At 27.4% G+C, this 22,917-nt stretch carries 22 protein-coding genes, 4 tRNA genes and 1 other RNA gene; 10 read left to right on the top strand and 17 right to left on the bottom strand.

Features of this window, described 5'->3' with window-relative positions; all coding sequences use genetic code 11:
• Positions 1-10 precede the first annotated feature (10 nt).
• From ffs to LRB30_RS00525, 3 genes are all read right to left on the bottom strand, one after another.
• Positions 11-107: signal recognition particle sRNA small type (ffs, locus tag LRB30_RS00535), an RNA gene on the bottom strand.
• 3 nt (positions 108-110) lie between these two features.
• A tRNA-Ser gene (locus LRB30_RS00530) sits at positions 111-197 on the bottom strand.
• 17 nt (positions 198-214) lie between these two features.
• Positions 215-288 (bottom strand) — tRNA-Arg (locus tag LRB30_RS00525).
• 74 nt (positions 289-362) lie between these two features.
• Here LRB30_RS00525 and LRB30_RS00520 point away from each other — a divergent pair.
• Complete coding sequence (locus LRB30_RS00520; RefSeq protein ID WP_231014319.1) at positions 363-1,046, top strand: hypothetical protein; 684 nt, start codon at positions 363-365, stop codon at positions 1,044-1,046.
• 53 nt (positions 1,047-1,099) lie between these two features.
• On the opposite strand, the gene LRB30_RS00515 is transcribed toward LRB30_RS00520, so the two are convergent.
• From LRB30_RS00515 to LRB30_RS00500, 4 genes are all read right to left on the bottom strand, one after another.
• Positions 1,100-1,186, bottom strand: a tRNA-Ser gene (locus tag LRB30_RS00515).
• Between the two features lie 57 nt (positions 1,187-1,243).
• Positions 1,244-1,332 (bottom strand) — tRNA-Ser (locus LRB30_RS00510).
• A gap of 62 nt (positions 1,333-1,394) precedes the next feature.
• On the bottom strand, positions 1,395-2,705 hold the full coding sequence (locus LRB30_RS00505) for a tetratricopeptide repeat protein (protein ID WP_231018610.1): 1,311 nt from the start codon (positions 2,703-2,705) through the stop codon (positions 1,395-1,397).
• Entirely contained in the window at positions 2,698-4,215 is a 1,518-nt protein-coding gene (locus LRB30_RS00500) for a fibronectin type III domain-containing protein (RefSeq protein WP_231014317.1), read from the bottom strand. Before LRB30_RS00500 ends, LRB30_RS00505 begins: the two co-directional genes overlap by 8 nt.
• A 122-nt stretch (positions 4,216-4,337) precedes the next feature.
• On the opposite strand from LRB30_RS00500, the gene uvrC reads away from it, so the two are divergent.
• Complete coding sequence (gene uvrC / locus LRB30_RS00495; protein WP_231014315.1) at positions 4,338-6,149, top strand: excinuclease ABC subunit UvrC; 1,812 nt, start codon at positions 4,338-4,340, stop codon at positions 6,147-6,149.
• Positions 6,150-6,239: 90 nt separating this feature from the next.
• On the opposite strand, the gene LRB30_RS00490 is transcribed toward uvrC, so the two are convergent.
• Positions 6,240-6,863, bottom strand: coding sequence for a hypothetical protein (locus tag LRB30_RS00490; RefSeq protein ID WP_231018608.1), 624 nt, complete (start codon positions 6,861-6,863; stop codon positions 6,240-6,242).
• Positions 6,864-6,866: 3 nt separating this feature from the next.
• Positions 6,867-7,856, bottom strand: coding sequence for a DNA polymerase III subunit delta (gene holA, locus LRB30_RS00485; RefSeq protein WP_231018606.1), 990 nt, complete (start codon positions 7,854-7,856; stop codon positions 6,867-6,869).
• 56 nt (positions 7,857-7,912) lie between these two features.
• Between holA and LRB30_RS00480 the strand changes: the two genes are divergently transcribed.
• Positions 7,913-9,064: a lipid galactosyltransferase gene (locus LRB30_RS00480; protein ID WP_231013912.1), complete on the top strand. Its 1,152-nt coding sequence runs from the start codon at positions 7,913-7,915 to the stop codon at positions 9,062-9,064.
• A gap of 5 nt (positions 9,065-9,069) precedes the next feature.
• On the opposite strand, the gene LRB30_RS00475 is transcribed toward LRB30_RS00480, so the two are convergent.
• Positions 9,070-9,903, bottom strand: a complete 834-nt coding sequence (locus LRB30_RS00475) for a mechanosensitive ion channel family protein (protein ID WP_231013910.1) — start codon at positions 9,901-9,903, stop codon at positions 9,070-9,072.
• A gap of 221 nt (positions 9,904-10,124) precedes the next feature.
• On the opposite strand from LRB30_RS00475, the gene LRB30_RS00470 reads away from it, so the two are divergent.
• From LRB30_RS00470 to aspS, 7 genes are read left to right on the top strand one after another with little or no spacing between them, the layout of a single operon-like run.
• Complete coding sequence (locus LRB30_RS00470) at positions 10,125-10,712, top strand: chromate transporter (RefSeq protein WP_231013914.1); 588 nt, start codon at positions 10,125-10,127, stop codon at positions 10,710-10,712.
• Between the two features lie 14 nt (positions 10,713-10,726).
• Positions 10,727-11,260: a chromate transporter gene (locus tag LRB30_RS00465; protein WP_231018604.1), complete on the top strand. Its 534-nt coding sequence runs from the start codon at positions 10,727-10,729 to the stop codon at positions 11,258-11,260.
• A gap of 2 nt (positions 11,261-11,262) precedes the next feature.
• Positions 11,263-12,522, top strand: a complete 1,260-nt coding sequence (rpoN, locus tag LRB30_RS00460) for an RNA polymerase factor sigma-54 (RefSeq protein ID WP_231013908.1) — start codon at positions 11,263-11,265, stop codon at positions 12,520-12,522.
• The gene (locus LRB30_RS00455) at positions 12,512-12,802 is read left to right on the top strand and encodes an HPF/RaiA family ribosome-associated protein (protein WP_231013907.1); all 291 of its coding nucleotides are present in this window, start codon (positions 12,512-12,514) and stop codon (positions 12,800-12,802) included. Before rpoN ends, LRB30_RS00455 begins: the two co-directional genes overlap by 11 nt.
• 12 nt (positions 12,803-12,814) lie before the next feature.
• Positions 12,815-13,096, top strand: a complete 282-nt coding sequence (locus LRB30_RS00450) for an HPr family phosphocarrier protein (RefSeq protein ID WP_231013906.1) — start codon at positions 12,815-12,817, stop codon at positions 13,094-13,096.
• Positions 13,093-15,198, top strand: a complete 2,106-nt coding sequence (locus LRB30_RS00445; RefSeq protein ID WP_231013903.1) for a cation:proton antiporter domain-containing protein — start codon at positions 13,093-13,095, stop codon at positions 15,196-15,198. Before LRB30_RS00450 ends, LRB30_RS00445 begins: the two co-directional genes overlap by 4 nt.
• A gap of 3 nt (positions 15,199-15,201) precedes the next feature.
• Entirely contained in the window at positions 15,202-16,962 is a 1,761-nt protein-coding gene (gene aspS, locus LRB30_RS00440) for an aspartate--tRNA ligase (protein ID WP_231013901.1), read from the top strand.
• 310 nt (positions 16,963-17,272) lie between these two features.
• On the opposite strand, the gene fbaA is transcribed toward aspS, so the two are convergent.
• From fbaA to LRB30_RS00405, 7 genes are all read right to left on the bottom strand, one after another.
• Positions 17,273-18,352: a class II fructose-bisphosphate aldolase gene (gene fbaA / locus LRB30_RS00435; RefSeq protein WP_231013899.1), complete on the bottom strand. Its 1,080-nt coding sequence runs from the start codon at positions 18,350-18,352 to the stop codon at positions 17,273-17,275.
• A 164-nt stretch (positions 18,353-18,516) separates the two neighbouring features.
• Entirely contained in the window at positions 18,517-19,587 is a 1,071-nt protein-coding gene (locus tag LRB30_RS00430; protein WP_231013898.1) for an NAD-dependent epimerase, read from the bottom strand.
• A 46-nt stretch (positions 19,588-19,633) separates the two neighbouring features.
• Positions 19,634-20,362 carry a Jag family protein gene (locus LRB30_RS00425; RefSeq protein ID WP_231013897.1) on the bottom strand — a complete coding sequence of 243 codons (729 nt, stop codon included), beginning with the start codon at positions 20,360-20,362 and terminating at the stop codon, positions 19,634-19,636.
• Positions 20,363-20,375: 13 nt separating this feature from the next.
• Positions 20,376-22,010 (bottom strand): membrane protein insertase YidC, encoded by a 1,635-nt coding sequence (yidC, locus tag LRB30_RS00420; protein WP_231013896.1) that lies wholly within the window; start codon positions 22,008-22,010, stop codon positions 20,376-20,378.
• A complete protein-coding gene (gene rnpA / locus LRB30_RS00415; RefSeq protein ID WP_231013895.1) occupies positions 21,997-22,356 on the bottom strand; it encodes a ribonuclease P protein component in 360 nt (119 codons plus the stop codon). The genes yidC and rnpA overlap by 14 nt, the downstream gene beginning before the upstream one ends.
• Positions 22,337-22,492, bottom strand: a complete 156-nt coding sequence (gene rpmH / locus LRB30_RS00410) for a 50S ribosomal protein L34 (RefSeq protein WP_231013894.1) — start codon at positions 22,490-22,492, stop codon at positions 22,337-22,339. The genes rnpA and rpmH overlap by 20 nt, the downstream gene beginning before the upstream one ends.
• Positions 22,493-22,583: 91 nt before the next feature.
• On the bottom strand, positions 22,584-22,883 hold the full coding sequence (locus LRB30_RS00405) for a hypothetical protein (protein WP_231013893.1): 300 nt from the start codon (positions 22,881-22,883) through the stop codon (positions 22,584-22,586).
• Between the last annotated feature and the right edge of the window lie 34 nt (positions 22,884-22,917).

Raw genomic sequence — 22,917 nt, 5'->3', positions numbered from 1 at the left:
GCTCAAAATTAAACCTAAGACTTACGTACTCATCAAAAAAATTGCTTACCGCTGCTACCTTCCAGTCCTGACGGGATTCAGCAATACTTGATAGTACGGGTCCTAGGAATCGGAGAGAATGGGATTCGAACCCATGATACATTTTACTGTATACACGCTTTCCAAGCGCGCGCCTTAAGCCACTCGGCCATCTCTCCAGACTAACAAACTTTTCCGTGTCCAAGAGGACTTGAACCTCCGACCTTAAGAATCGCAATCTAACGCTCTATCCAACTGAGCTATGGACACAAACAATTAATTTTTATTGTAATAAAAATTGCTATTTATTACAATAAAAACATTCGCCGGAAAATGGAGAAATTGTGAAAACTAAAATAATCATTTTTCTTTCAATATTATCTATTCTGTCATGCTCTAAAACAGTCTCAAGTGAAGTTAATTCTAACTTAACAATAAAAACTAAAAATATCAAAGAAAACGAAATACTAAAAAACAATAATATTCTCCACATAGATGCAAAAATTCCTTTTATGGAAAATGCAAACTTTGAATTTGAAAACCTAATAAAAAAATGGAAAAAATACATCGAAAATAAAATATCAAAAACCGAAAACTCAAAAAATGAATATTTTTATTTTTCCAACTTTACAATATTTAAAAATGAAAATATTGGCATTACATCTATTTTATACAAAGAATCTTTTAGAGAAAAAGAATCAAGCACCTTCTTGAAATATTATTCTTTAAACTTAAAAGGAAACAAAAAAATAGAAATTTCAGAAATAATATCAAAAGATCAGCTAGACTCTTTAATAAATGTATTAAAAGAACAACTAAAAAGTAGAATTAAAGATTTTTATGTCAAAGAAAAACACAGTTCAAAAGAATTGGAAAAAAAATTAACAACAATCTTTCCAAGATATAAATATTACTTTAAAAATAACCAAATTATAGTTTTTTATGATCCATTCTCAAATGATTGTAATGGTTGCGATAAAATTGAGTTTCAATTTCCCATACATGAAAACACAGAAAATGAATATTAACCAAACAAAAGCCTTCATTCCCAATCTTAATACTTAAAATTAAATGATAATTACGGAGAGGGTGAGATTCGAACTCACGGTAGGCTTGCACCTACAACGGTTTTCAAGACCGTAGCATTAAACCACTCTGCCACCTCTCCAGAGTTAAAACAAATTTTAATAAATAAAGTACAACGCTGTCAAGATTTAAATAATTACGGAGAGAATGGGATTCGAACCCATGGTCCCCTTTTAAAAGGACAACTTCTTAGCAGGAAGCCCCATTCGGCCACTCTGGCATCTCTCCTATAACATTAATACATATTATCTTAGAGATATTATTATTGTCAACCGAATAAATTATAAATATTAGTAATTTATTCTAAACTCTTTATAAGCTTCTATTAAATTTTGGAAATCCCCAATAGAAATGTCAGTTTCGGGCAAAATACATTCTTCATGTAAGATTTCTTTAACCATTTTTTCCTCATTGTTGCTAAATTTTAATTCAATACACTCATCTTTAATTCTCCAAATATACGTATTTACTCTTATATTGTGATCAAAAACAAAAATAGGATCTCTCAAATTTAAAGAATTGTCAATAAAAAATAAATACTCTAAATACCAATTTACTTTTAAAGATACTGCAAATTCTTCAAGCAGAGCTTCAATTAACATATCCTCGCTAGACTCAAGCAATTTTAAAAATTTTGAATAAGGGTCTGGATTAAGTTCACAAAGTTTTTTCATATAAAAATAGGCATCCTCAAGATCGCGATTTCTAAGAAAAAATAAGGTTGCATAGAAATATATCAAATCTAGATTAGAATAATCATTAACCATTCTCTCAATAGACTTTTTGGGAGAAAATTTTAAAAGCTCAACTGTTGCAATATGCATATTGTAGATTGTATAAATATTCGGAAAATTTAAAATGGCTTTAACATAGGATGTTGTGGCTTGAGTCATGTTGCCTATTTTATGAAAAATAGTTGCCCTATTGTGCCAAATATATTTGGAATAATGAGAATCTGTTAAAAATTTCTCAGAAAGCCTAATTGCTCTGCTTATTTCCCCAATAGAATAAAAATAATACATTAAATAGTTAACAACAAGAGCAAGATTGGCATCAAAAAAAATTTTATCTACTTTTAAAAAGTTTGCTGCCTGAAGGGATTCACTGTTTTTTAAAATCCAAATATTAAGCTTAACTATAGAATTGTTTTGATCCAAATCTCTCGCCTCAAAAAATAATTTTAAAGCCTCGTCCTTATTGCCCAAAATTTCAAATAAAACGGCGCTATTGTTTAAAGCTTGTACAAAATCAGATTTTTGCTCTTTAGCTTTTAAAAAACAACTTAAAGCAAGTTTATATTCTTTTAAATTGAAATAAAAAACGCCTAAATTATAATTCTCAAAAGGACCTAGATCATCTTTATTTTTTTCAATTTTACCATAATTTATAAGTTTAATTAAAAAATTATATTCACTTAAAACAACAGGATAAGTATTTAAAACATATAAAAGAGCCTTATAATCCTTTTGCTTGAAATATATAAGAGCTTTAAGTGAAAGAGAATCAAACTTCTCATCAAAAACATCTAAATTATCAAGAGAACTTTTAAAATCACCATTTTTATAAAAATTTAAAGCCTTCTCAAAACTAAAGTTATTCATATTTTTTAAAAATCTCCATAGGCCTTACAGAAATTTCCTTTGAAAAAGAAGTCTTATTAACACTTTTATCCAAATTATAAGCAGCAATACTAATATAATAAAGTCTTCCGTCTTCAAGCCCTGTAATCTTAAAAGAAGTTTGATTCCCAACATCAATAGGAGAAGTTAAAACACCATTGGTTTTTCCATGATAATTACCAGAAGCAACGCCAATATAAATGTAATACCCCTCAACGCTATTATTAACAACAGGAATCCATTCAATAAAAACTTCCCTAGAGCCTGGAATAACTTTTGTTATCACAGGAGGAAATGGAGCTGCTTCAGGAACGTAAGTAATTGACATACTATAAAGAGAAGGACTGCTTACAGAATCCCCACTGGGATAAAATTCAACTTTTATTTGAATATATTTTGATATCTTTGAATCTGGAAAATCTTTTTTAGGATCAAAATAAATCCACGCTCCAGTTAAATTTTTTTTAATATTCCCATGACTATCTGTATCATAAAATACCTTATTATCTAATCTATAATAATAAACAATCTCTGTATCTTTAGGAACATTGGAATCAACATCAAAGGACAATACTTGAGAATAATATTTAGAAAGCTTAATAGGCTCTGTAATAATATATCCCATATTCTTTGAAAAAAAAGCATTACTAACCTCTTCAAAGCTTTTATGTATTTCTAAATTCTCAACCGCACCAGTAAAATAAGTTCCCAAAGTAAAATCAATAAAATTACCAATACTTAATAAATACCCCGATCCTTCCTTCTTATCATCTGTTACATATTCTATTGCCTGAGGCTTAGAATCTATTAAATATTCAAGTATGCCATCTTTTTGCCTATATCTTAAAGTATGTAAATGCCATTTCTTTGGAATAAAATCATCATGACTTTTCATTCTAATTTTGATAGGGTTTTTATTGTCTTTTAAAAATACATTATTTAAAACCCAAACAAAATTTCCCTCATCGCTTTCCAATCTAATAGACTGATCTACCCACAAATTATTAATCTTTTTATAACCATCCCAACTAAAAATAATTTCTCCTGTAACAGAAGTTGTTCGATATACCCAAAACTTAATAGTAAAATCAGAAACAGTATTGCCTGAAAAAAAGAAAGCTTTTTCTGTCAGCGGCTTAAACTTAACGGAATTTTGATTGGAATAAAAAATTAAAGAGCCATTAGAAACATTACGAAATTCATTTGAAACTCTTGAACTTTTTGCACTAACTAAATAATTTGAAGAAGTGTCTTTTAATTTATTATCTCTTCCTATTTCTAAGCGTAAATCAATATTATTCAAATCTAAAACAGCTTTATATCTATCCAAATAAATACCAAGTAACCCCCTCATATCCCTTTCAAAAGTAACATTGCTAGAATCTTGAATAAATTTAAAATTTTTTTTCGAATCAAGTATTAACTTCAATTCTTGAGATAAAAGAATAGAAAAGCACAAAAAAGATAGCAAGAGTATTAAAATCAATCTCATTTTTGACCTTTTATTTGTTATTATTCATTTTTTTTAAATGCCTCAAAACATAAAACAAGCTGCCTTATGTTACAATATTATATCATAAGATAATTTTTAAAATCTAAAAACTACCTAACGTTATGAAAGAGAATCTAACAAGTTTATTCGAAAAAGTAATAAAATTACCAACCACAAGCGGTTGCTATAAAATGCTCAATGAAAATAAAAAAATACTCTATATTGGAAAAGCAAAAAATCTAAGATCAAGAGTAAAAAGTTATTTTTTAGAAAAAAATAGTCACAAAATCCAAATATTAATGAAAAATGTAAAATCAATAGAAGTTATTACAACAAATAGCGAATACGAAGCATTGCTTCTAGAGTGTAATCTAATTAAAACCCACAAACCTGATTACAATGTAAAATTAAAAGATGGAAAAGGTTATCCCATGGTAAGAATAACCCACGAAAAGTACCCAAGAATTTTTAAAACCAGAAAAATAATTAATGACCAAAGCGAATATTTTGGACCGTTTACCAATGTAAAAAAATTAGACCAAGTACTAGATTTTATTAACAAAACATTTAAGATTAGAAAGTGTAAAAAAAAATCCAGTGCTCCCTGCCTATATTACCATATGGGGCAATGCCTTGGAGTATGCTACAAGGAAAACCTTGAAAAAGAATATCAAAAAGAGCTAGATAAGGCAAAATCCATATTAAGTGGAAATATATCCGAAATATTAAGTCAAATTGATGTAAAATTAAAACTTGCCATACAAAAAGAAGATTTTGAAACCGCTATCAAATTAAAAGAAATTAAAAGTTCTTTAATAGAAATAAATCAAATCCAAATCGTTACAAAAAGCAATAATTTAAACATAGACTATGTACATGTTCATCCAGGAGAAAATGTAAATACAATAATAGTATTAAAATATAGAAATGGGAAATTAGTTGAAAGAGATGTAAACTTTGATGAGAGTATATGCAAAGAAAATGAACTGATTTTACAATTTTTGATTCAATATTACACATCTATTAATATGATAGTACCAGACAAAATTCATATTTTTCTCAAAGATATCGACACTAAAAATGTTGAAAAACTAATAAATGAAATTAAAAATATAAAAACAGAAATTATTTACAAAGAAACAGAAGAAATTTTAAAAATAATGGAAATGGCCATATCTAATGCTGAATTATCTTTAAGAGAATATGAAAATAAAAACAACAAAGCACTTGAGAGTTTGAAAATTGTTTTAGAAATGGACAAACTTCCCAAAATAATTGAAGGATTTGACATTGCTCATCTTAACGGTCAAGAAACAGTAGCTTCTATGGTTACTTTTAAAATGGGAATACCCCTTAAAGAAAACTACAGACTTTACAAACTAAACTCACTATTAAAAGGAGAAATTGACGACTTTAAGGCAACAAAAGAAGTAATATCAAGAAGATATTCAGAAATAATTAACAACAACTTAGAACTACCGAATTTAATTTTAATTGACGGAGGCAAAGGACAATTAAATGCTGCTCTTTCTATCTTAAAGGGCTTAAAAATAGAAAGCAAAGTTAAGGTCTGTTCGTTGGCAAAAAAACAAGAAACAATATTCTTAACAACCAGCAAAAAAGGAATAACTCTGCCCCAAGGACATCCTGCCCTTAGGATACTGCAAAATGTAAGAGATGAAGCACATAGAAAAGCCAACGGATTTAACAAAAAAAGAAGAGAAAAAACAGCCCTATTGTATACAAAAATACACGGAATTGGAGAAAAAACAGCCCAGAAAATATTAAAATCAATTGGAACCTATAGGGATATATTACCTTTAAATAAAAATGAAATTTCGAAAAAAATAAAAGTAAGTATTCAACTTGCAAAAAGAATAAAAGAATTTGCAATAAAAGAAAACTCAATAAAAAATTATAATCAAGATAAATAAATTTTAAATTTAATTAAAATTTTATATAACCTATAAATTAACGGTAAAATTACAAAACTTTAAACTAGATTATTATTTATTAATATTTTTTTAAAATAAAACACTATTTGAAATTCCAGGTGATAAAACTAAAAAAAGATCATTAATAAGTTTATTTCTAACCTGTATATTTAAAACATCTCCCAAAAGCTCTATTTTATAATCTTCAGAAGAACTCTTAACTACTCTAAAAAAATGAATGAACTCTGTGTAATCAAAATCATCTAGCTCTGAAATAACTTCATTTATTAAATTGTCAAATATTTTTTTACGCTCTTTTTTTTCTAAATTTTTAATATTTAAAGATCTCCCTTCAATTTTATTCAATTTGGCCAAAAATTTTTCTATACCGTTTTGAAAGTTAATATTTTTAATAACAACTTCAAATTCAAAACCCTTAGAAATATTTTTTCTACCTATTATCTCATATCTTAGATTATTAAAAAATAAAGGATAAAAAATAAAATCGTCCTTTGCCTGAGATTTTAACCCACTAATTTTTGCTATCAGATCATCATCGTTTGGAATATTCAAATAATTAAAAAATATTTCAGGACTGCTTTGAAAATTTTTAATAGAATCAAAAAACTCTATTAAAACAATTTCTGCCAATCTAGTTTCAGATCTACAAGACAAAAAACAAAACAATAAAATCCAATTTAATTTTTGCTTCATATATTAAAAATTAAACTTTGATTTTGTAGAAAAATGCATTAAAAAATTATTATTGGGCTTTAAAATTGAAAATATTAAAAAATATGACAAATTTTGATGAATATTTTTAGAATAAATTCTCAAATATAAATCAAACTTATATAAAATTTTCAAAACAATTTTAATTTCTGGAATTGAATAATTTTTAATCCCCACTCTATAAATTTTATTTAATGAAAAAAAGATTTTATTCTTATTCAATGCACTCTGCAAGCTCCCACATGCATTATAATCTATTTGCACCTTTAATAATCTTTTAAATTGCCAAATAAGACTCATTAAAACATTAAGCAAATCTTCTCCTTGATCCAAAATAGATTTAATCTTAATCAAAGAATGGGTTATATCTTTTCTCAAAATTGAATTAAATAAAGAAAAGGTGTTTTCAAAGCGAATAAAACTAATCCAAGAAGTTATATCTTCCTCATCAATGGTATTATTCTTGGCAAAAAGTGCAAAAGAATCTATATAAAATTTCAAAATTTTAGTATCTGAATTTAACATTAAAAGCATTAAATTTATTGCAGAATCTGTAATTTTAATATTAAGATTAAAAAAATTTCTTCTCACAAATGTAAATTTATCATCATCAGGAATCTCATAAAAAACTTTTTTTATAAACTTAAGCTTATTTTTAAAATCAATATTACATGTATTGCTATTAGAAATAAAAATAACGGTTTTATTACTAGACTTTAAAATTGCATTAAATACTAGCTCTAAATCTTTTCCTGCTTTTAAAAGTTCAGACTCATACACAATAAAAATTTCTTTTTTTGAAAAAAAAGAATTAGAAAATAGTTTCTCAGCGAATTCTAAAGCTGATAGTTCTGACAAAAAAATTTTAGTAACTGAAACTTTGGACTTAAAAGCACCCATCTTGATTAACAGCTCTTTTAAATAAGCCTCTTTTAAACCCTGCTCATTACCCAACAATAAATAAACCGCTTCCATCAAAGTAAATTATAATCCAAGTGCCAAATATATTATACTTAAGCTAGGAGGAGAATATGAAAGTTGCAATATTTACAGATACGTATATCCCAGAAAAAAATGGAGTGGCAACGTCAATAAAACAAATTAAAGAGGGATTTGAAAAAACTGGCTATGAAGTTTACATATTTTGTCCAAAATCCAAAACATCTTTAAACGAGAAAAACGTTTACAGATGCCCATCTATTCAAATAAATAAAAAACTTGATGCTGTGATAGCTTTTCCCAATAAAAGAAAAATATCCAAAATAATAAAAAACTATAAACCAGACATCATTCATACTCACTCCGAGTTTTCTATGGGAAAAATTGGAAAACAAATTGCATTAAAACAAAACATACCAATAGTTCATACAAGCCATACAATGTGGGATTATTACTTGCATTACTTAGGAATTTTTAAATATTTTATTAAACCCGACAAAATGATGCGGAAACATTACAATAAAATAAAATATTTTATTTACCCATCAAGTAAAGCAAAAGAAAGGTATTTCAAACTTTCAAACAATTCTTCTAGCTATAAAATAATTCCAAATGGAGTTGACAGAAAGCTTTTTATAAAAAATCTAAGCAAAGAAAAAAAAGATGAAATTTTGAAAAAGCACAATATAAAGCAAACAGACAAAATAATAATATTTGTTGGAAGAATAAATAAAGAAAAAAACATAAATTTATTAGTAACACACTTAAAAGATCTTTTATTGCAAAACAAAAACTATAAGCTTATCATTATTGGCAAAGGAAGTGAAGAAAAGGAAATAAAAAATTTTAGCATCAAACATGGACTTGAAAAACAAATATTGTTAATAGGAACAATTCCATGGGAAGAAATATGCTATTACTACAAAATTTCTGATATTTTTGCCAGCCTATCAAAAAGTGAAGTATATCCAATGACAGTAATAGAAGCATTAACTGCTGGAATACCTGCTATTTTAATAAAGGATTATATATATAAAGACGTAATAAAAGAGGGAATAAACGGATTCTTAATAAAAAAATACGAGAACTTATCTAAGTACATAGACAAAGTAATAAAAGATGATGAAATACTAAAAACATTTAAACAAAATGCAAAAAAATATTCCACTAAATTTTCAAGCTATTTTTTCACAAAAAAAATTGAAAACTATTATTCAGAAATTATTGCAAAAAAAAATCATTAATATAGCTAATCAAAAGGCACAAAACAAATTGGGAACTTAATTTTCATATCCAATAAAACATTTTTAATAGACTCCCCAATAAAATATTTAAAATCCCAAAAAACCTCTGTATTAACAAAAAATCGAACTTGCAAAACCATATAATAGGGAGTATACTTTTTGACAATAAGAGTAGGAGAACAAATCTGAACATCAAATTTTTTATTATTGAAAATCATTATATCCTCTATTTTATCTTTTAATAAACCAATATTTGTATCATAGGGAACTTGAAATGAAAACACAACCCTTCTTCTGGGACTTGCTGAAAAATTAACAACAAAATTGGATGTAAGCTTGCTGTTTGGAATTTTAATAATTTCTTCGTCAAATGTTTTAAGTGTAGTAAAAAAAATTTGGACATCCTCAACCAAGCCTTCAACATCTCCACATTGAATATGATCTCCACACTTAAAAAACTTAGAATTTAAAACAATAAATCCACTAACAAAATTAGATAAAATACCCTGAGCAGCAAGCCCAATGGCAAGCCCTAATGATCCAAATACAGCAACAATAGATGTTGTAGGCACTCCAAGATATGGCAATATTATTAAAACAATAACAAAGTCTGTTAATATTTTGAAAAAAGATTTTAAAAAGTTAAAAACTGTAACCTCTAACTTCTCCTCTAATCTGGACTTTTCTAAAGTCTTAAATAAAATTTTTCCCATTTTATTAACTATTAACTTTAAAAAATACCACAGCACTATAGCAATCGAAACTTTTAAACCATAGCCTACCACACCCTCGACAATATAATTAAAATAATCTTGAAATATAAAAAACTCCTTAAACAAATTAAACTTTCCTTCCAAGCTTTACATAAATTAATTGAATTATAGCACAAAAAACAAACAAGCCTTCCAATAAAATCCCAATAAAACCAATGAGTCAATGACAAATGGATCAATATTTTAAAACCATAATAAAGCATGTTTTCATCAATACCGCCCAACAACAAAATGAACATTACAACAATATTTGTGATAGAATTATTATCCAAAGGTTTTTACTAAATTTGACAAAACAAATGTATAAAAAGAAACAAAAAAAACTATATAAAATTCTAGACTTGTTTTTACTTGTCTTTAAAACAACAACACTTACAATTGGCGGAGGATTAATAATTATATCTGAGCTTAAAAAAATATTTGTTAAAAAAAGAAAAATAATATCTGAGGACGATTTTAACAAAATACTAGCAACATCAAATGTTATTCCTGGAGTTACAGCAATTAATTTTGTGTTCCTAGTAGGAAGAAAATTTGGAGGTTTCCCATGCGCAATTTTGCTAGTTGTTGCAGGAATTTTGCCTTCCATTATTGCAATAATAATGGTTTTTCTTTACCTAAAATTAGTACCAGATAGCATACATGTTGAAAAATTTCTCGAAGGTGCAAAAATATCTTCAATTGTCATAATGATAACCGTTGTTTTAAAATTTTCCAAAAAAATGTTGAATAACTCTATAATAAAATGGACAATATGTTTTCTTGTAATTTTTGCAATTTTTAAATTAAAAATAAGAATATCATATATATTGTTAATTTTCTTTTTAATATACACACTTAAATATATAACAATAAAAAAAATATTAACTAAATAGAAAAAGGATGTCAATTGACTTTAATAAATTTATTCATTACATTTTTAAAAATTGGATTATTAAATTTCGGAGGCGGCAATGGAATTGCAGCAATAATAAACAACGAAATAATTAATAATAAACATTGGATAACAAAAGAAGAATTTGTCAATATGATTACAATATCAAGAATAACCCCCGGGCCTATTGCAACAAACATAGCAACATACGTTGGAATGAAAACCGCAGGAATTGCAGGAGCAATAATTGCTACAGTATCATTAATAACAGCTCCAATAATAATAATGATTATAATCCTCCTAATACTACACAAAATCGTCTTTTTAAATTATTGCCTAGATAATCTAAAACCTATTATTGTTGCGCTGTGGATAATTACAATAATCATTTTGCTTGAAAATACATATTTAAAGATAGAAAACAACAAAACAGAGCTTTTGAGAACCCTGGCTATTGTGGGAATTAATTTTTTTATTTTATTTTTTTATAATAAAATAAGTCCAGCATTAGTAATTATACTTAGTGGATTTTTTTATATATTAATATAAATATGATTAAACAAAAATTAAAATTATCCCAAAATTTAAATTCAATTCAAATACAAACAATAAAAATATTAGGCCTTAATCAAAAAGAATTAACAAAACTTATACTAGAAGAAAGCGAAAATAACGAATGCCTAGAAATAGACTCAAATAAAATATTTTTTGAAACATTAAAAACATATAGGTTTAAAAAAATTTTTTACAAAGAAGATGCTGTGATAAAAAACCAACACGACATAGCTCTTGAAAAAACACAAACAAATAATTCTTTAAAAGAACACCTATTGCTACAATTAAGAATTCAAAGAATAAATGAAGATGAAATTAAAATAGGCGAAATACTCATAAACAATCTAAACAGCAAAGGTTTTCATATAATAAACCCTTATGATCTTTTTAAAAAGGAAGAAAAAGAAAAAGTAAAAAAAATAATTGAACTTATTCAAAAATTTGATCCAATTGGAATTTGTGTCCCCAACATAATAGAATCGTTAATTTTGCAAGCAAAGCATCAAAAATTAGAAAATAATATTATTAAAATTCTTGAAAAAGCAGAGCTTCTTGAAAAAACTCAAGAAAAGTTAAAAGAAGAGCTCAAAATAAGAAACAAAGAGTTTAACACGGCTTTAGAAATTATTAGACAAAAACTTAACCCCAACCCAACGCTCGAATTTAAAGACTCAGACGACACCAATTTCTATGTCGATCCAGATATATTAATAATAAATCACAATAACAAATTTAAAATTAAAATCAAAGAAGTTAGCATCTTTAAAAAAGAACTTAAAAGGACAGGCGAAAATCCCCAAAAACAAAAAAAAGCAAAGTGGTTAATCGAATCCTTACGATATAGGGACGAAATACTTGCAAAAATAGGAATAGCTATATATACATTACAAAAAGAATTTCTAAGAAGGGGTTTTAAAAGCTTAAGACCAATGAACTTGAGCATTCTGTCAGAAAAAATCAATGTATCAAAATCAACAATATCAAGAGCAATAAAAAATAAATACTTAAAATGCGAATGGGGTACAATATTAATCAAAGAGCTTTTTAGCTCTGTTGGTGGAGCAAAAACAAATGAATTTTCAAAATTAAGCATTAAAATAACAGTCAAAAAGTTGTTAGAAGCAAATAAAAAGATGTCAGATAAAGCGATTTCTGCTATACTGAAATCCAAAGGAATCTCTATTTCTAGAAGAACAGTGAACAAGTATAGAAATGAATTGAAATCTGAGAAAGGGAGAACATATTATGGAACCTAAAATTCAAACGGTTAATTACAGCTTAAATGAGAATGAAAAAAATTTTATTCTTAAAAAGCTAGAAAAATTTGATACTCATATCAAAAAACATGTTGATAATTTAAAAATTACAATTAAAAAAGAACATGAGCTTTTTGAATTGGACGCACATATTCACTTTAATTGGGGGAAAATAATACATATAAGAGAAGATGGCAAAATACTTCTCAATCTTATTGATGGCGCAATAGCAAGACTTTACAAAACAGCAACTAAAGAGAAAGAGAAAAAAAACAAATAAGATAAGTAAAAAATGCAAGAAGTAAAATTTGAGATAATAAATAAAGATGAAATACATTCAAGATCGGCAAACAGCATTGCCGAATTTGCAAATAAACACCCTTCGTGCGACATAAAAATAACAATAAAAGATGGCAGAAAAGCTGATGCAAAGTCTACAATCGAAATTATTATATTAAGAATAATTTACAAAGAAAAAATAAAAATAACAGTTGTAGGGAAAAAAGAAAAATTGGCAATTAAAAATTTGTTAAATTTGCTAAAATACAATTTTTCAAAAGAGCTTGAAAAATGAACAAAAAAATTTTTTACATAACAATACTACTACACTTGCCTAATCTTCTATTTCCATACTCAACAAAATACGACATTGAAGTGAAAATGTCGGCTTTTGTCATGAGTCTAGCAATCATAGTAATCTCATCTATTTCAATAGGCAATCTAGTAGCTAAAATAGGAATTCCAAAAGTAATAGGACAAATAACGGCAGGAATAATTCTAAGTCCAAATGCCTTTGGAAAAATTCAAATACCTTTGTTATTCCCATTAGGGATAACTCAAATTGGAGAAAATTATTTAATAAATGAAAAAATATTTGCAATCTCTACCATAGCTTCAATAATATTGCTTTTCACAGCAGGACTTGAAACTGACTTAAAATTGTTTATCAAATTTTTGCCCCGAGGAGGAATTATTGGAATAACAGAGGTTGTTGGAACCTTCACAAGTTTTGCACTAATGGCAAGCATAATTTTTAACGTTCCCCTAATAAGTCCAACATCACTTTTTATTGGAATCATTGGAACACCAACATCAGCGGGAATCGCAGCAAGCATACTCTCGGCAAAGAAAAAAATGAGCACCTCAGAAGGAGTGACAATAATCTCAACTTCAATTATTGATGATGTACTTTCAATGCTTATGCTTACAAGTGTAATAACTATATCAAGATCCATATCAGATCTTAATATAGCAAGCTCGATAAAAACCATCATTCAAAACATAGTAATTTGGCTATGCTTAACTTTCTCTTTAATATATATATCAGAAACACTCTCAAAGCTGTTGAAAAAATTAAACAGTGTCACCTTAGCAACCGTAATAACACTCTCTCTAGCCCTTACTATTGCAAGCATTTTTCAAAATTTAGGAATGTCTTTTGTTGTTGGGGCCTATGTATTTGGACTTGCTATGTCAAAAACAGACATCGTATACGTAATTCAAGATAAACTAACAATCTTTGAAAGATTTTTTATCCCGATCTTTTTTACATCAATCGGACTTATGTCAGATATTAATGAAATACTCTCAAAAGAAGTTCTTATTTTGGGATTAGTAATTAGCGCAATAGCAATAATTACTAAAAGTATATTTTGCTTTATCCCAGCACTCTTTTTAGGATTTAATAAACTTGGAGCCTTAAAAATTGCAACTGGAATGGTTCCAAGAGGAGAAGTTTCACTTATTATGGCCAATGTAGCACTATCTTCGGGATTTATTAGCCAAAAAATATTTGGAATCATAATAATAATGGTATTTCTGCCAACAATCGTTGCAACACCCATAATAAACTTTTTATTTAAAATAAATAAAAGTGGACTTAAAAAAGAACTACCAATAGATCAAAATACACACATATGCGTATCATTCGAATATGACAATTTAGCCAAAATTCTTATATGGGACTTTAAAAATGAATTAAGAAAAGAAGGATTTTTTACGCAACAAATTAAAAATGATTCTTCACAATATATTAATGCAAGAAAAAACAATATATCCTTCTCAATAAAACGAGAAGGTAGTAAAATCACATTCGAATGCCCAAATAATCATTTAATTATAATACAAGATCTTTTTAGAGAAACAATCTTAAACCTAGAAAAAATAACCAAAGAAGTTGAAACAGTCTCTTTAAGGGCAAAAAAACTAGATTACTCAATAAATTGCGATAAAATCCTTAGAAATATCAATCTAAATAAAAGAATAAAAAAGGAAAATATTATTCTAGAATTAAAATCAAGCAATAAGGCGGATGTAATAAGAGAGCTTCTAAGCGTAATAAACATTGAAATCGACAAAGAAAGAATATTCCAAGATTTAATGGAAAGAGAAAAGTTAATTACTACTGCACTAAAAGAAGGCTTTGCCATTCCTCATTTAAAAACAAATTTAATATCAAAAATACATATTGCAATAGGAATAAGCCATGAAGGAATTGACTTTAATGCTCTTGACAAAAATTTAAGTCATGTTTTTATATTAATACTGTGTCCGGCAAAAGATTACGTTAGTTACCCTAGAATTTTAGCATCTGTTGTGGGCAAAGTTGATCTGTATAAAAAAGAAATTTTAAATGCAAAAACAGATAAAGAAATTTATAATATAATAGTGAGTTGAATTATGTTTAAAGTTATCAAATGTAATGAATTGAATGAAAAATTGATAAACAAAAAAGTTGAAATAAATGCTTGGGTAAAAAAAATTAGACACCACGGAAAATTTATCTTTATAAATATAAGAGACAGATATGAAAAAGCTCAAGTTCTGGTAAATGAAGAATACCTTTTAAAGATAGCAGAAAAAATAAAACTTGAATATTGCATTAAAATTCAAGGATTGTTGATCAAAAGACCTCCTAACATGATAAATGCAAATATGAAAACAGGACATTTTGAAATATTGGCAAAAAACATTGAAATTATTTCAAAGTGTAATGAATTGCCGTTTATAATAGAAGATGACAACAATGCAAGTGAAAACTCAAAACTTGAATATAGATACTTAGATTTAAGAAGAGATTCATTGAAAAATAAAATCATTTTACGATGTCAGGCTACCCACCTTATTAGAAATTTTTTAGTAAAAAGAAAATTTTTAGAACTAGAAACTCCAACTTTTGTCAAATCAACACCAGAGGGCGCAAGAGATTTTGTAATCCCATCAAGGATTCACAAAGGATCTTTTTATGCATTACCTCAATCTCCACAACTTTACAAACAACTCATAATGATAGCGGGATTTGACAAATACTTTCAGATAGCCCGTTGCTATAGAGACGAAGATTCAAGAGGAGATAGGCAACCAGAATTCACTCAGCTTGATATTGAAATGAGCTTTGTCAAAAAAGAAAATATTTTTAAATTAATAGAAAATATGCTTTTTTTAATATTTAAAAATTGCCTTAATATCAACTTACCTAAAAAATTCAAAAAAATAACATACAAAACGGCAATGAATAAATATGGAAGCGATAAACCAGATACTAGATTTGAACTTGAATTACAAGATATAAGTCGCAATCTAAAAAATTTAGAATTCAATATATTCAAAGATACTCTAAAAAACAAAGGGGCAATTAAAATTTTAATAGTAAAAGATAGGGCTGATAAGTTTTCAAGAACAAAAATAAATAATTTAGAAGAAATTGCAAAGCTTTACAAGGTGCAAGGGCTTTATTTTACAAAAATTGAAAACAATAAATTTTCTGGAGGAATTGCAAAATTTCTAAAAACAGAAGAACAACAATTAATAAAAACCCATTCTTTAAAAAATAATGACATAATTTTCTTTACAGCCAATAATAATTGGGAAACTGCATGTAAAGCAATGGGTCAAATTAGAATAAAAATTGCAAATGATCTTGGGCTAATAGATGAAAATAAATTTGAATTTCTATGGATCTACGATTTTCCACTATTTGAATATGACGAAAATACAAAAACCTATGCACCAGCTCATCACATGTTCTCGCTTCCCAAAAAACAATATATTGACAATTTAGAAAAAAATCCCAAAAAAGTTATAGGTGAAATTTACGATCTTGTTTTAAATGGTGTAGAACTTGGCTCAGGTTCAATTAGAATACACAATAAAGAGCTTCAGCAAAAAATTTTCAACATGATAGGATTTAAAAAAGAAAAATCAGAAGATAGATTTGGATTTTTTCTAAAAGCATTAGAATATGGGGCTCCTAATCATGGCGGTATTGCTATTGGCATTGATAGGTTGATAATGCTGATGACAAAATCAACTTCAATAAAAGATGTAATACTATTTCCTAAAAATTCTTTTGCAGCAAGCCCTCTTGATCATTCTCCCTCTAAAATCTCAAATGAACAACTTGAAGAACTGGGAATCAATATTGTTGCTGATGACACTTAATTTATATAAAAACACATAAAGTCAATCCAAAACAAAATGCTTTTTTAAAATTTAAAAACAATCTTATTAATTACTTACTTCTTCAATCAAAACAATTTCATAAACACAGCATTATATAATAATTTTTAAAAAAAATTATTATATAATTCAAATTTTGAAAAACAAACAAAAAATAACAAAAAACATACCTAATAAATAGTAAAAAATATATCAATCAATAATTATTATAATTAAATATCTAAAATATTATTAGAATAATAAAAAAGCCGCTCAAAAAGCAGCTTGCAAATAAAAATTAGTGAATTTTTATTTAATTCCTATTAATATTATTAAGATTTTTGCATGCAATCTTCACACGGTCTTTCATAGAAACCTCAGCTTCTCTTAACCAAACTCTTGGATCGTAAAATTTCTTATTTGGAATATCAATATTCTTGCCATCTCCTAATTGCCCTTGTAAACGATTTTCATTTTTTTTGTAATAATTTAGAACACCCTCCCAAGCAGCCCACTGCGTATCTGTATCAATATTCATCTTTACAACGCCATAAGAAAGTGCCTCATTAATCTCATCAATTGTAGATCCAGATCCTCCATGAAAAACATAAGAAACTGGCTTAGCAACATTTACTCCTGTTTTTGATATTACATAATCTTGACCATCTTTTAAAACTTTTGGAGTAAGCTTAACATTACCCGGTTTATATACTCCATGAACATTTCCAAAAGCTGCTGCGATCTGAAAATTTGGGCTAACTTTTAAAAGTTCTGAATATCCATAATAAATATCCTCAGGAGTAGAAAATAGTTCATGCAAAGCTCTATCTGAATTATCAACTCCATCCTCTTCTCCACCCGTAATTCCAAGCTCTATTTCTAAAAACATTTCAATGTTTGCCATTCTTTTTAAGAATTTTTTAGAAATTTCAATATTTTCTTTAATAGGTTCTTCTGATAAATCTAACATATGTGAAGAAAATAGTGGTTTTTTGTGCTGACTATAGTATTTCTCTCCACACTCTAAAAGCCCCTCAACCCAAGGAAGTAAATTTTTAGCACAGTGATCAGTATGAAGAACAACAGGAACACCATAATGCTCTGCCATTAAATGAACATGCATAGCACCAGAAATAGCTCCAACTATTGAAACTTCTTGTGGTTTTTCCATCTTTAATCCTTTTCCAGAAATAAAAGCAGAACCACTATTAGAAAATTGTATCATAATAGGAGAATTAATTTCTTTTGCTGCCTCCAAAACTGCATTAATAGAATTTGTTCCTATACAATTAATAGAAGGTATAGCAAATCCTTCCTTTTTACATATTTCATATAAAAAATGTAGCTCCTTTCCGTAAACTACACCCGGCTTAATCTTATCTAAAACACCCATTTATATCACTCCTTTCCATTTTATTTTTTCTTTTTTATCAAATGCCTATAATAAATTATACACCTAAGAAGTTGAATTGAATTTAAATCAATAAATAAATATTAAACCCCAAAATAAACATAAAATTTATTAAAAATCTATTATTTTGCATAAAAAGTTTAAAATCAAACATTCTTGGTAGACTCTAACATTTTATACCACTGTGAAAATTCTTTTATTCCTTCTTTAATAGAAATTTTAGCTTCATATCCAACGTCATTTTTAAGCTTCAAAATATCACAACAACTTTCTACAACATCTGCTTTTTGCATAGGCATATAATTTTTTAAGGCCTTTTTATCAAAATTTGATTCAAGCTCGCTAATAAAATCTAGTAGTTTAGTTGCGTGTCCGGTTCCTATATTGTATATTCTGTAAGGAAAAGAAGAGGTTGACGAATTTGGATTTTTAACGTCAAAGCGACAATCACTCTTAGCCGGATTTTTTAAAACTTTATAAACACCGTCCGCAATGTCACTCACATATGTAAAATCTCTAGCCATATTACCATTGTTAAAAATATTAATGGATTTGCCATTTTTAATTCCATCTGAAAATAAATATAAAGCCATATCGGGTCTTCCATAAGTCCCATAAACTGTAAAAAATCTAAGCCCTGTTGTGGGAATATTAAAAGATGCGCTATAAGCATGAGCCATCATCTCATTAGATTTTTTACTAGCTGCATATAAATTTAAAGGGTGATCAGTAATAGAATCTTCACTAGACGGCATATTTTCATTTATGCCATAAACCGATGACGTTGAAGCATAAACAAAATGCTCAATATTTTCTTTATAAACTCTACATACATCCAAAACATTAAAAAACCCAACAATATTTATTGAAACATAGCTATCAGGATTTTCAAGACTATCTCTAATGCCCGCTTGAGCGGCCAAATGGCAAACATGTGTAAACTTATGATCTTTAAAAAGTTCTAGTAGCTTGTCCTTATTTAGGATATCAATATAAGCGAAAGATAAATTATTATATTTTCCACTCTTAATAATCTTATTAGGAGTTTTGACATCCTTAGAGCAAAACCCTAAAGCTTCTAACCTTTCATGCTTAAATTTGGGATCATAATAATCATTTAATACGTCTATACCCAAAACTTCATGCCCTTCTTCTACAAGCTTTTTAGCTACATGAAATCCAATAAACCCCGCAATTCCGGTTAAAAAAATCTTCATACTATTATTCCTCTTTTAAAATTCAATACAAAGTAACACCATTAATCTATTTTTTAAAACCAATATCTCTTCTCTGATAACTGCGAGAATTGTTGATACTACACTTATTATTTCTAACATAAGAAACTCTTATTCTTTTCATATTTCCATCTCCCTCACTTTCAGTTTTTATGTCACTATAACGATTTAAAGTTGTATGAACAATCCTCCTTTCAAAAGGATTCATTGATGGCAACAAAATAGAGCGCCTGGTTCTTTTGACCTTATGAAAAGAATTTATTGCCAAATTAATAAACCTAGATTTAAATCGTTCTCTATAGTCTCCAATATCCAATATAACCCTATTAGAAGCACCATTTTCACCAATAAGCTTAGAGGCATAAACATTTGTTAAAAGCTGCAAAGAATCTAAATTTTTACCCTCTCGTCCAATCAAAATATTTGGACTATCTGTTTCAATAGAAACCTTAACATATCCACCCTCTTTGGGCTCTATTGTCAAATGTACAGAATATCCCATTTTAATTAGCATTTTTTTTACAAATTCCAAAATTTTATCACAAATTTCATCACCAATTTTAATTTCAAAACCGCCTTTTTTAACCTCCTTTACATGAGGAGAAACTCTTATTTTAATCATTTCTTTCTTAAATAAAAATCCAACCCTTTCTTTATCTAAAATTTCTACATCAAACTCACCTTCTTTTAATTCTAGATCTCTCATTGCTTTCTTTATTGCTTCTTGTTCGGTTTTTCCGTAAAATTCATAGCTCATAATTATTCCCCCTTTAAGACAAATGCATCTTTATATAGTATTGTTGCAAAATAGTAAAAATATTTGTTGTAATCCAATATATTAAAAGCCCTGATGGCATATTGTAAAGTATGAAAAAAAACATAATAGGCATTCCAAAATATAAAAACTTCTGCTGCGCTCCAAGATTTTTTAAATCCATATTAGAACTAACAATTGTAGATCCCAATTGAGTAAACATCATAATAAAAGGCAAAATTCTAATATCGGTCCAAGAAACAAAATAAAGCTTATATCCAAAATGATATACACTGTCACCGATAGATAAATCATCAATCCATCCTGGGATAAAACTAGCTCCTCTTAATAAAAATAAATTATTTACAAGTGAATAAAGAGCAAAAAATATAGGAAGCTGTAAAATCACAGGAAAACACCCCCCAAGAGGATTAACTCCTTCTTCCTTATAAAGCCTTCCCATCTCTTCATTCAACTTTTTAGGATTATGCTTAAACTTTACTTGAAGCTCCTTCATCTTAGGTTGAAGCTTGGAAAGCTCTGCAGTGGCTCTAAATCCCTTAAATGTCAAAGGAAATATAAGTATCCTAACAACAATTGTCAAAAAAATAATTGAAAGTCCCCAATTAGGTATAACATCATAAAAAACTTGCATTACCATTTGCATGGGAACTTGGATCAAATACCACAAACTCTTTTCCACTGACATTCCAAAAGAAATATCAGATAAACCAAAGGTATTGTCACTGCTCTTGTCAAAAACGTCTAGATACCTATTATCCCTAGGCCCAGCGTAAATAAAAACCTCGTCGTTAATATTTTTTTTATTTCTAACATTATTAATAATAAACGATTTAAGAATTCCTCTTTCCTTCTTAAATTCAACTTCCATATTTTCTTTAAAAACTAACACTCCAAAATACTTAGTACTAGAACCAATCCATCTAGGATTGCTAATCCTTAGACCATCTTTACCATATTTAAGCTTATTATCATAATAAATTATTTGAGACAAATAATTATTATATTGTAGCTTTGCTTTATCGCTCAGCCTTTCAATTTCAGAGCTAAAAATAATTTTATAAGAATCAACGTCAAATAAGTTATAATCCTCAATACCATTTACAGTAACTTTAAATTTAATCAAGTACTCATTTTTTTTCGAAAATGTATATTTCTTTACATATTCATAAGTTTTACCATTATTTTTAAAATAAGCTTTAAATTCATGATTAAAATCATCTATCTTTTTATATAAAAACAAATCCTCTACTAAATAGTCAAAACTAACATCAAAAAAAGTTTCATTTTTGTAATCAATATTAATCAAATCTGTAGGATTTTTTTCCAAATTTAAATGATTTTTAAGCTTTAATGAAACCAAATTTCCTCTAAATGTAGAAAAAGTAACAACATATATCCCTGTTTCTACAACAATATTTTGAGACTTATTAATCAAATTAAAGCTATTGCTTTTACTTGACAACATCTCATTATCATCAAAACTTTTGTTTAAATCAAACTGCACTTCCATGTCAGAAGACTTAGAACTTAAAATGTTTGAAGAAAAAATATCATTAATAAGCATAAAAAGACCTATTAAAAATAAAGACAAATAAACTGTCCTTAAAATTCTTCTACTTTGATTCACTTATGCCCCTTTCACACCTTAAAACCAAACTTTTCATAAGAGATTCAATACCAAAATAAGTCAAAGTTAACTTGCCGTAAGAAACTACAAAAATAATATCCAAAGCGACACCTTCTAACAATTCTAATCTTTTTCTAAAAGCTTCTTTAAAAAGTCTTCTAATGCGATTCCTTTTAACAGATCCTCTAAAACCTTTAGAAAAGGTAACAAGAATTCTAGAATAAACCAAATGATTTGATTTATAGAACATTTTAAGATTAAGATTGCTAAACCTAATCAGATTGCCTTCTTTGAAAATTTTTTGAATTTCTATTTTTGATTTTAAACTAATATTTCTTTTTCTCATCAGAAACAGTTAATTTCATTCTTCCTTTTGCCCTTCGCCTTGAAAGAACAAGTCTTCCACCTTTAGTTTTCATTCTAGTTCTAAAACCAAATTTTCTATTTCTTTTAACACGGCTAGGTTGATAAGTTCTTTTCAAAAAGCTCCTCCATTAAAAACAATTTTATGCTGCCAAGCTACAAATTGAACAATACCATGGTATAGCATATAAATGCAATTGTCAATAATAATTACCTTACCAAAACCTTTATATCTATTATTTTAATGCCTGTTAATTCTTTTATTAAATTTATTATCTTTGATTTGTTGATTGATATACTATACAAAATACTTGAATTGCTGACCTCAAGAAAAAGGATTTTCTCATTTTTAAAATCTAAAAATTTTACATCGTCTGATAAATCCTCAAAAACCTGATTCCATTTATCAGCAATCAATAATTTTGAACTTATTTTTTTATTAGCAAGCAAATTAGATTCTAAATAATCTTTAAGAAGATTGCCCATTTTTTTAAAAGTGGAATCATTCATAACAATTTCTTATATCACAATGCAAAAAACAATA

The organism is Borreliella americana (assembly GCF_021043605.1).
Taxonomy (GTDB): Bacteria; Spirochaetota; Spirochaetia; order Borreliales; family Borreliaceae; genus Borreliella; species Borreliella americana.
This window is presented reverse-complemented; position numbering and strand designations above follow the sequence as displayed.

Excerpts from the sequence above, each read along its gene's own strand:
- LRB30_RS00455 (WP_231013907.1), top strand. The coding sequence starts at position 12,512 with ATGGAACCTAAAATTCAAACGGTTAATTACAGCTTAAATGAGAATGAA.
- rnpA (WP_231013895.1), bottom strand. The coding sequence starts at position 22,356 with ATGAGAAAAAGAAATATTAGTTTAAAATCAAAAATAGAAATTCAAAAA.
- aspS (WP_231013901.1), top strand. The coding sequence starts at position 15,202 with ATGTTTAAAGTTATCAAATGTAATGAATTGAATGAAAAATTGATAAAC.
- LRB30_RS00450 (WP_231013906.1), top strand. The coding sequence starts at position 12,815 with ATGCAAGAAGTAAAATTTGAGATAATAAATAAAGATGAAATACATTCA.
- LRB30_RS00500 (WP_231014317.1), bottom strand. The coding sequence starts at position 4,215 with ATGAGATTGATTTTAATACTCTTGCTATCTTTTTTGTGCTTTTCTATT.
- LRB30_RS00480 (WP_231013912.1), top strand. The coding sequence starts at position 7,913 with ATGAAAGTTGCAATATTTACAGATACGTATATCCCAGAAAAAAATGGA.
- fbaA (WP_231013899.1), bottom strand. The coding sequence starts at position 18,352 with ATGGGTGTTTTAGATAAGATTAAGCCGGGTGTAGTTTACGGAAAGGAG.
- holA (WP_231018606.1), bottom strand. The coding sequence starts at position 7,856 with ATGGAAGCGGTTTATTTATTGTTGGGTAATGAGCAGGGTTTAAAAGAG.
- LRB30_RS00505 (WP_231018610.1), bottom strand. The coding sequence starts at position 2,705 with ATGAATAACTTTAGTTTTGAGAAGGCTTTAAATTTTTATAAAAATGGT.
- uvrC (WP_231014315.1), top strand. The coding sequence starts at position 4,338 with ATGAAAGAGAATCTAACAAGTTTATTCGAAAAAGTAATAAAATTACCA.
- LRB30_RS00430 (WP_231013898.1), bottom strand. The coding sequence starts at position 19,587 with ATGAAGATTTTTTTAACCGGAATTGCGGGGTTTATTGGATTTCATGTA.
- LRB30_RS00405 (WP_231013893.1), bottom strand. The coding sequence starts at position 22,883 with ATGAATGATTCCACTTTTAAAAAAATGGGCAATCTTCTTAAAGATTAT.
- LRB30_RS00490 (WP_231018608.1), bottom strand. The coding sequence starts at position 6,863 with ATGAAGCAAAAATTAAATTGGATTTTATTGTTTTGTTTTTTGTCTTGT.
- rpoN (WP_231013908.1), top strand. The coding sequence starts at position 11,263 with ATGATTAAACAAAAATTAAAATTATCCCAAAATTTAAATTCAATTCAA.
- LRB30_RS00425 (WP_231013897.1), bottom strand. The coding sequence starts at position 20,362 with ATGAGCTATGAATTTTACGGAAAAACCGAACAAGAAGCAATAAAGAAA.
- LRB30_RS00445 (WP_231013903.1), top strand. The coding sequence starts at position 13,093 with ATGAACAAAAAAATTTTTTACATAACAATACTACTACACTTGCCTAAT.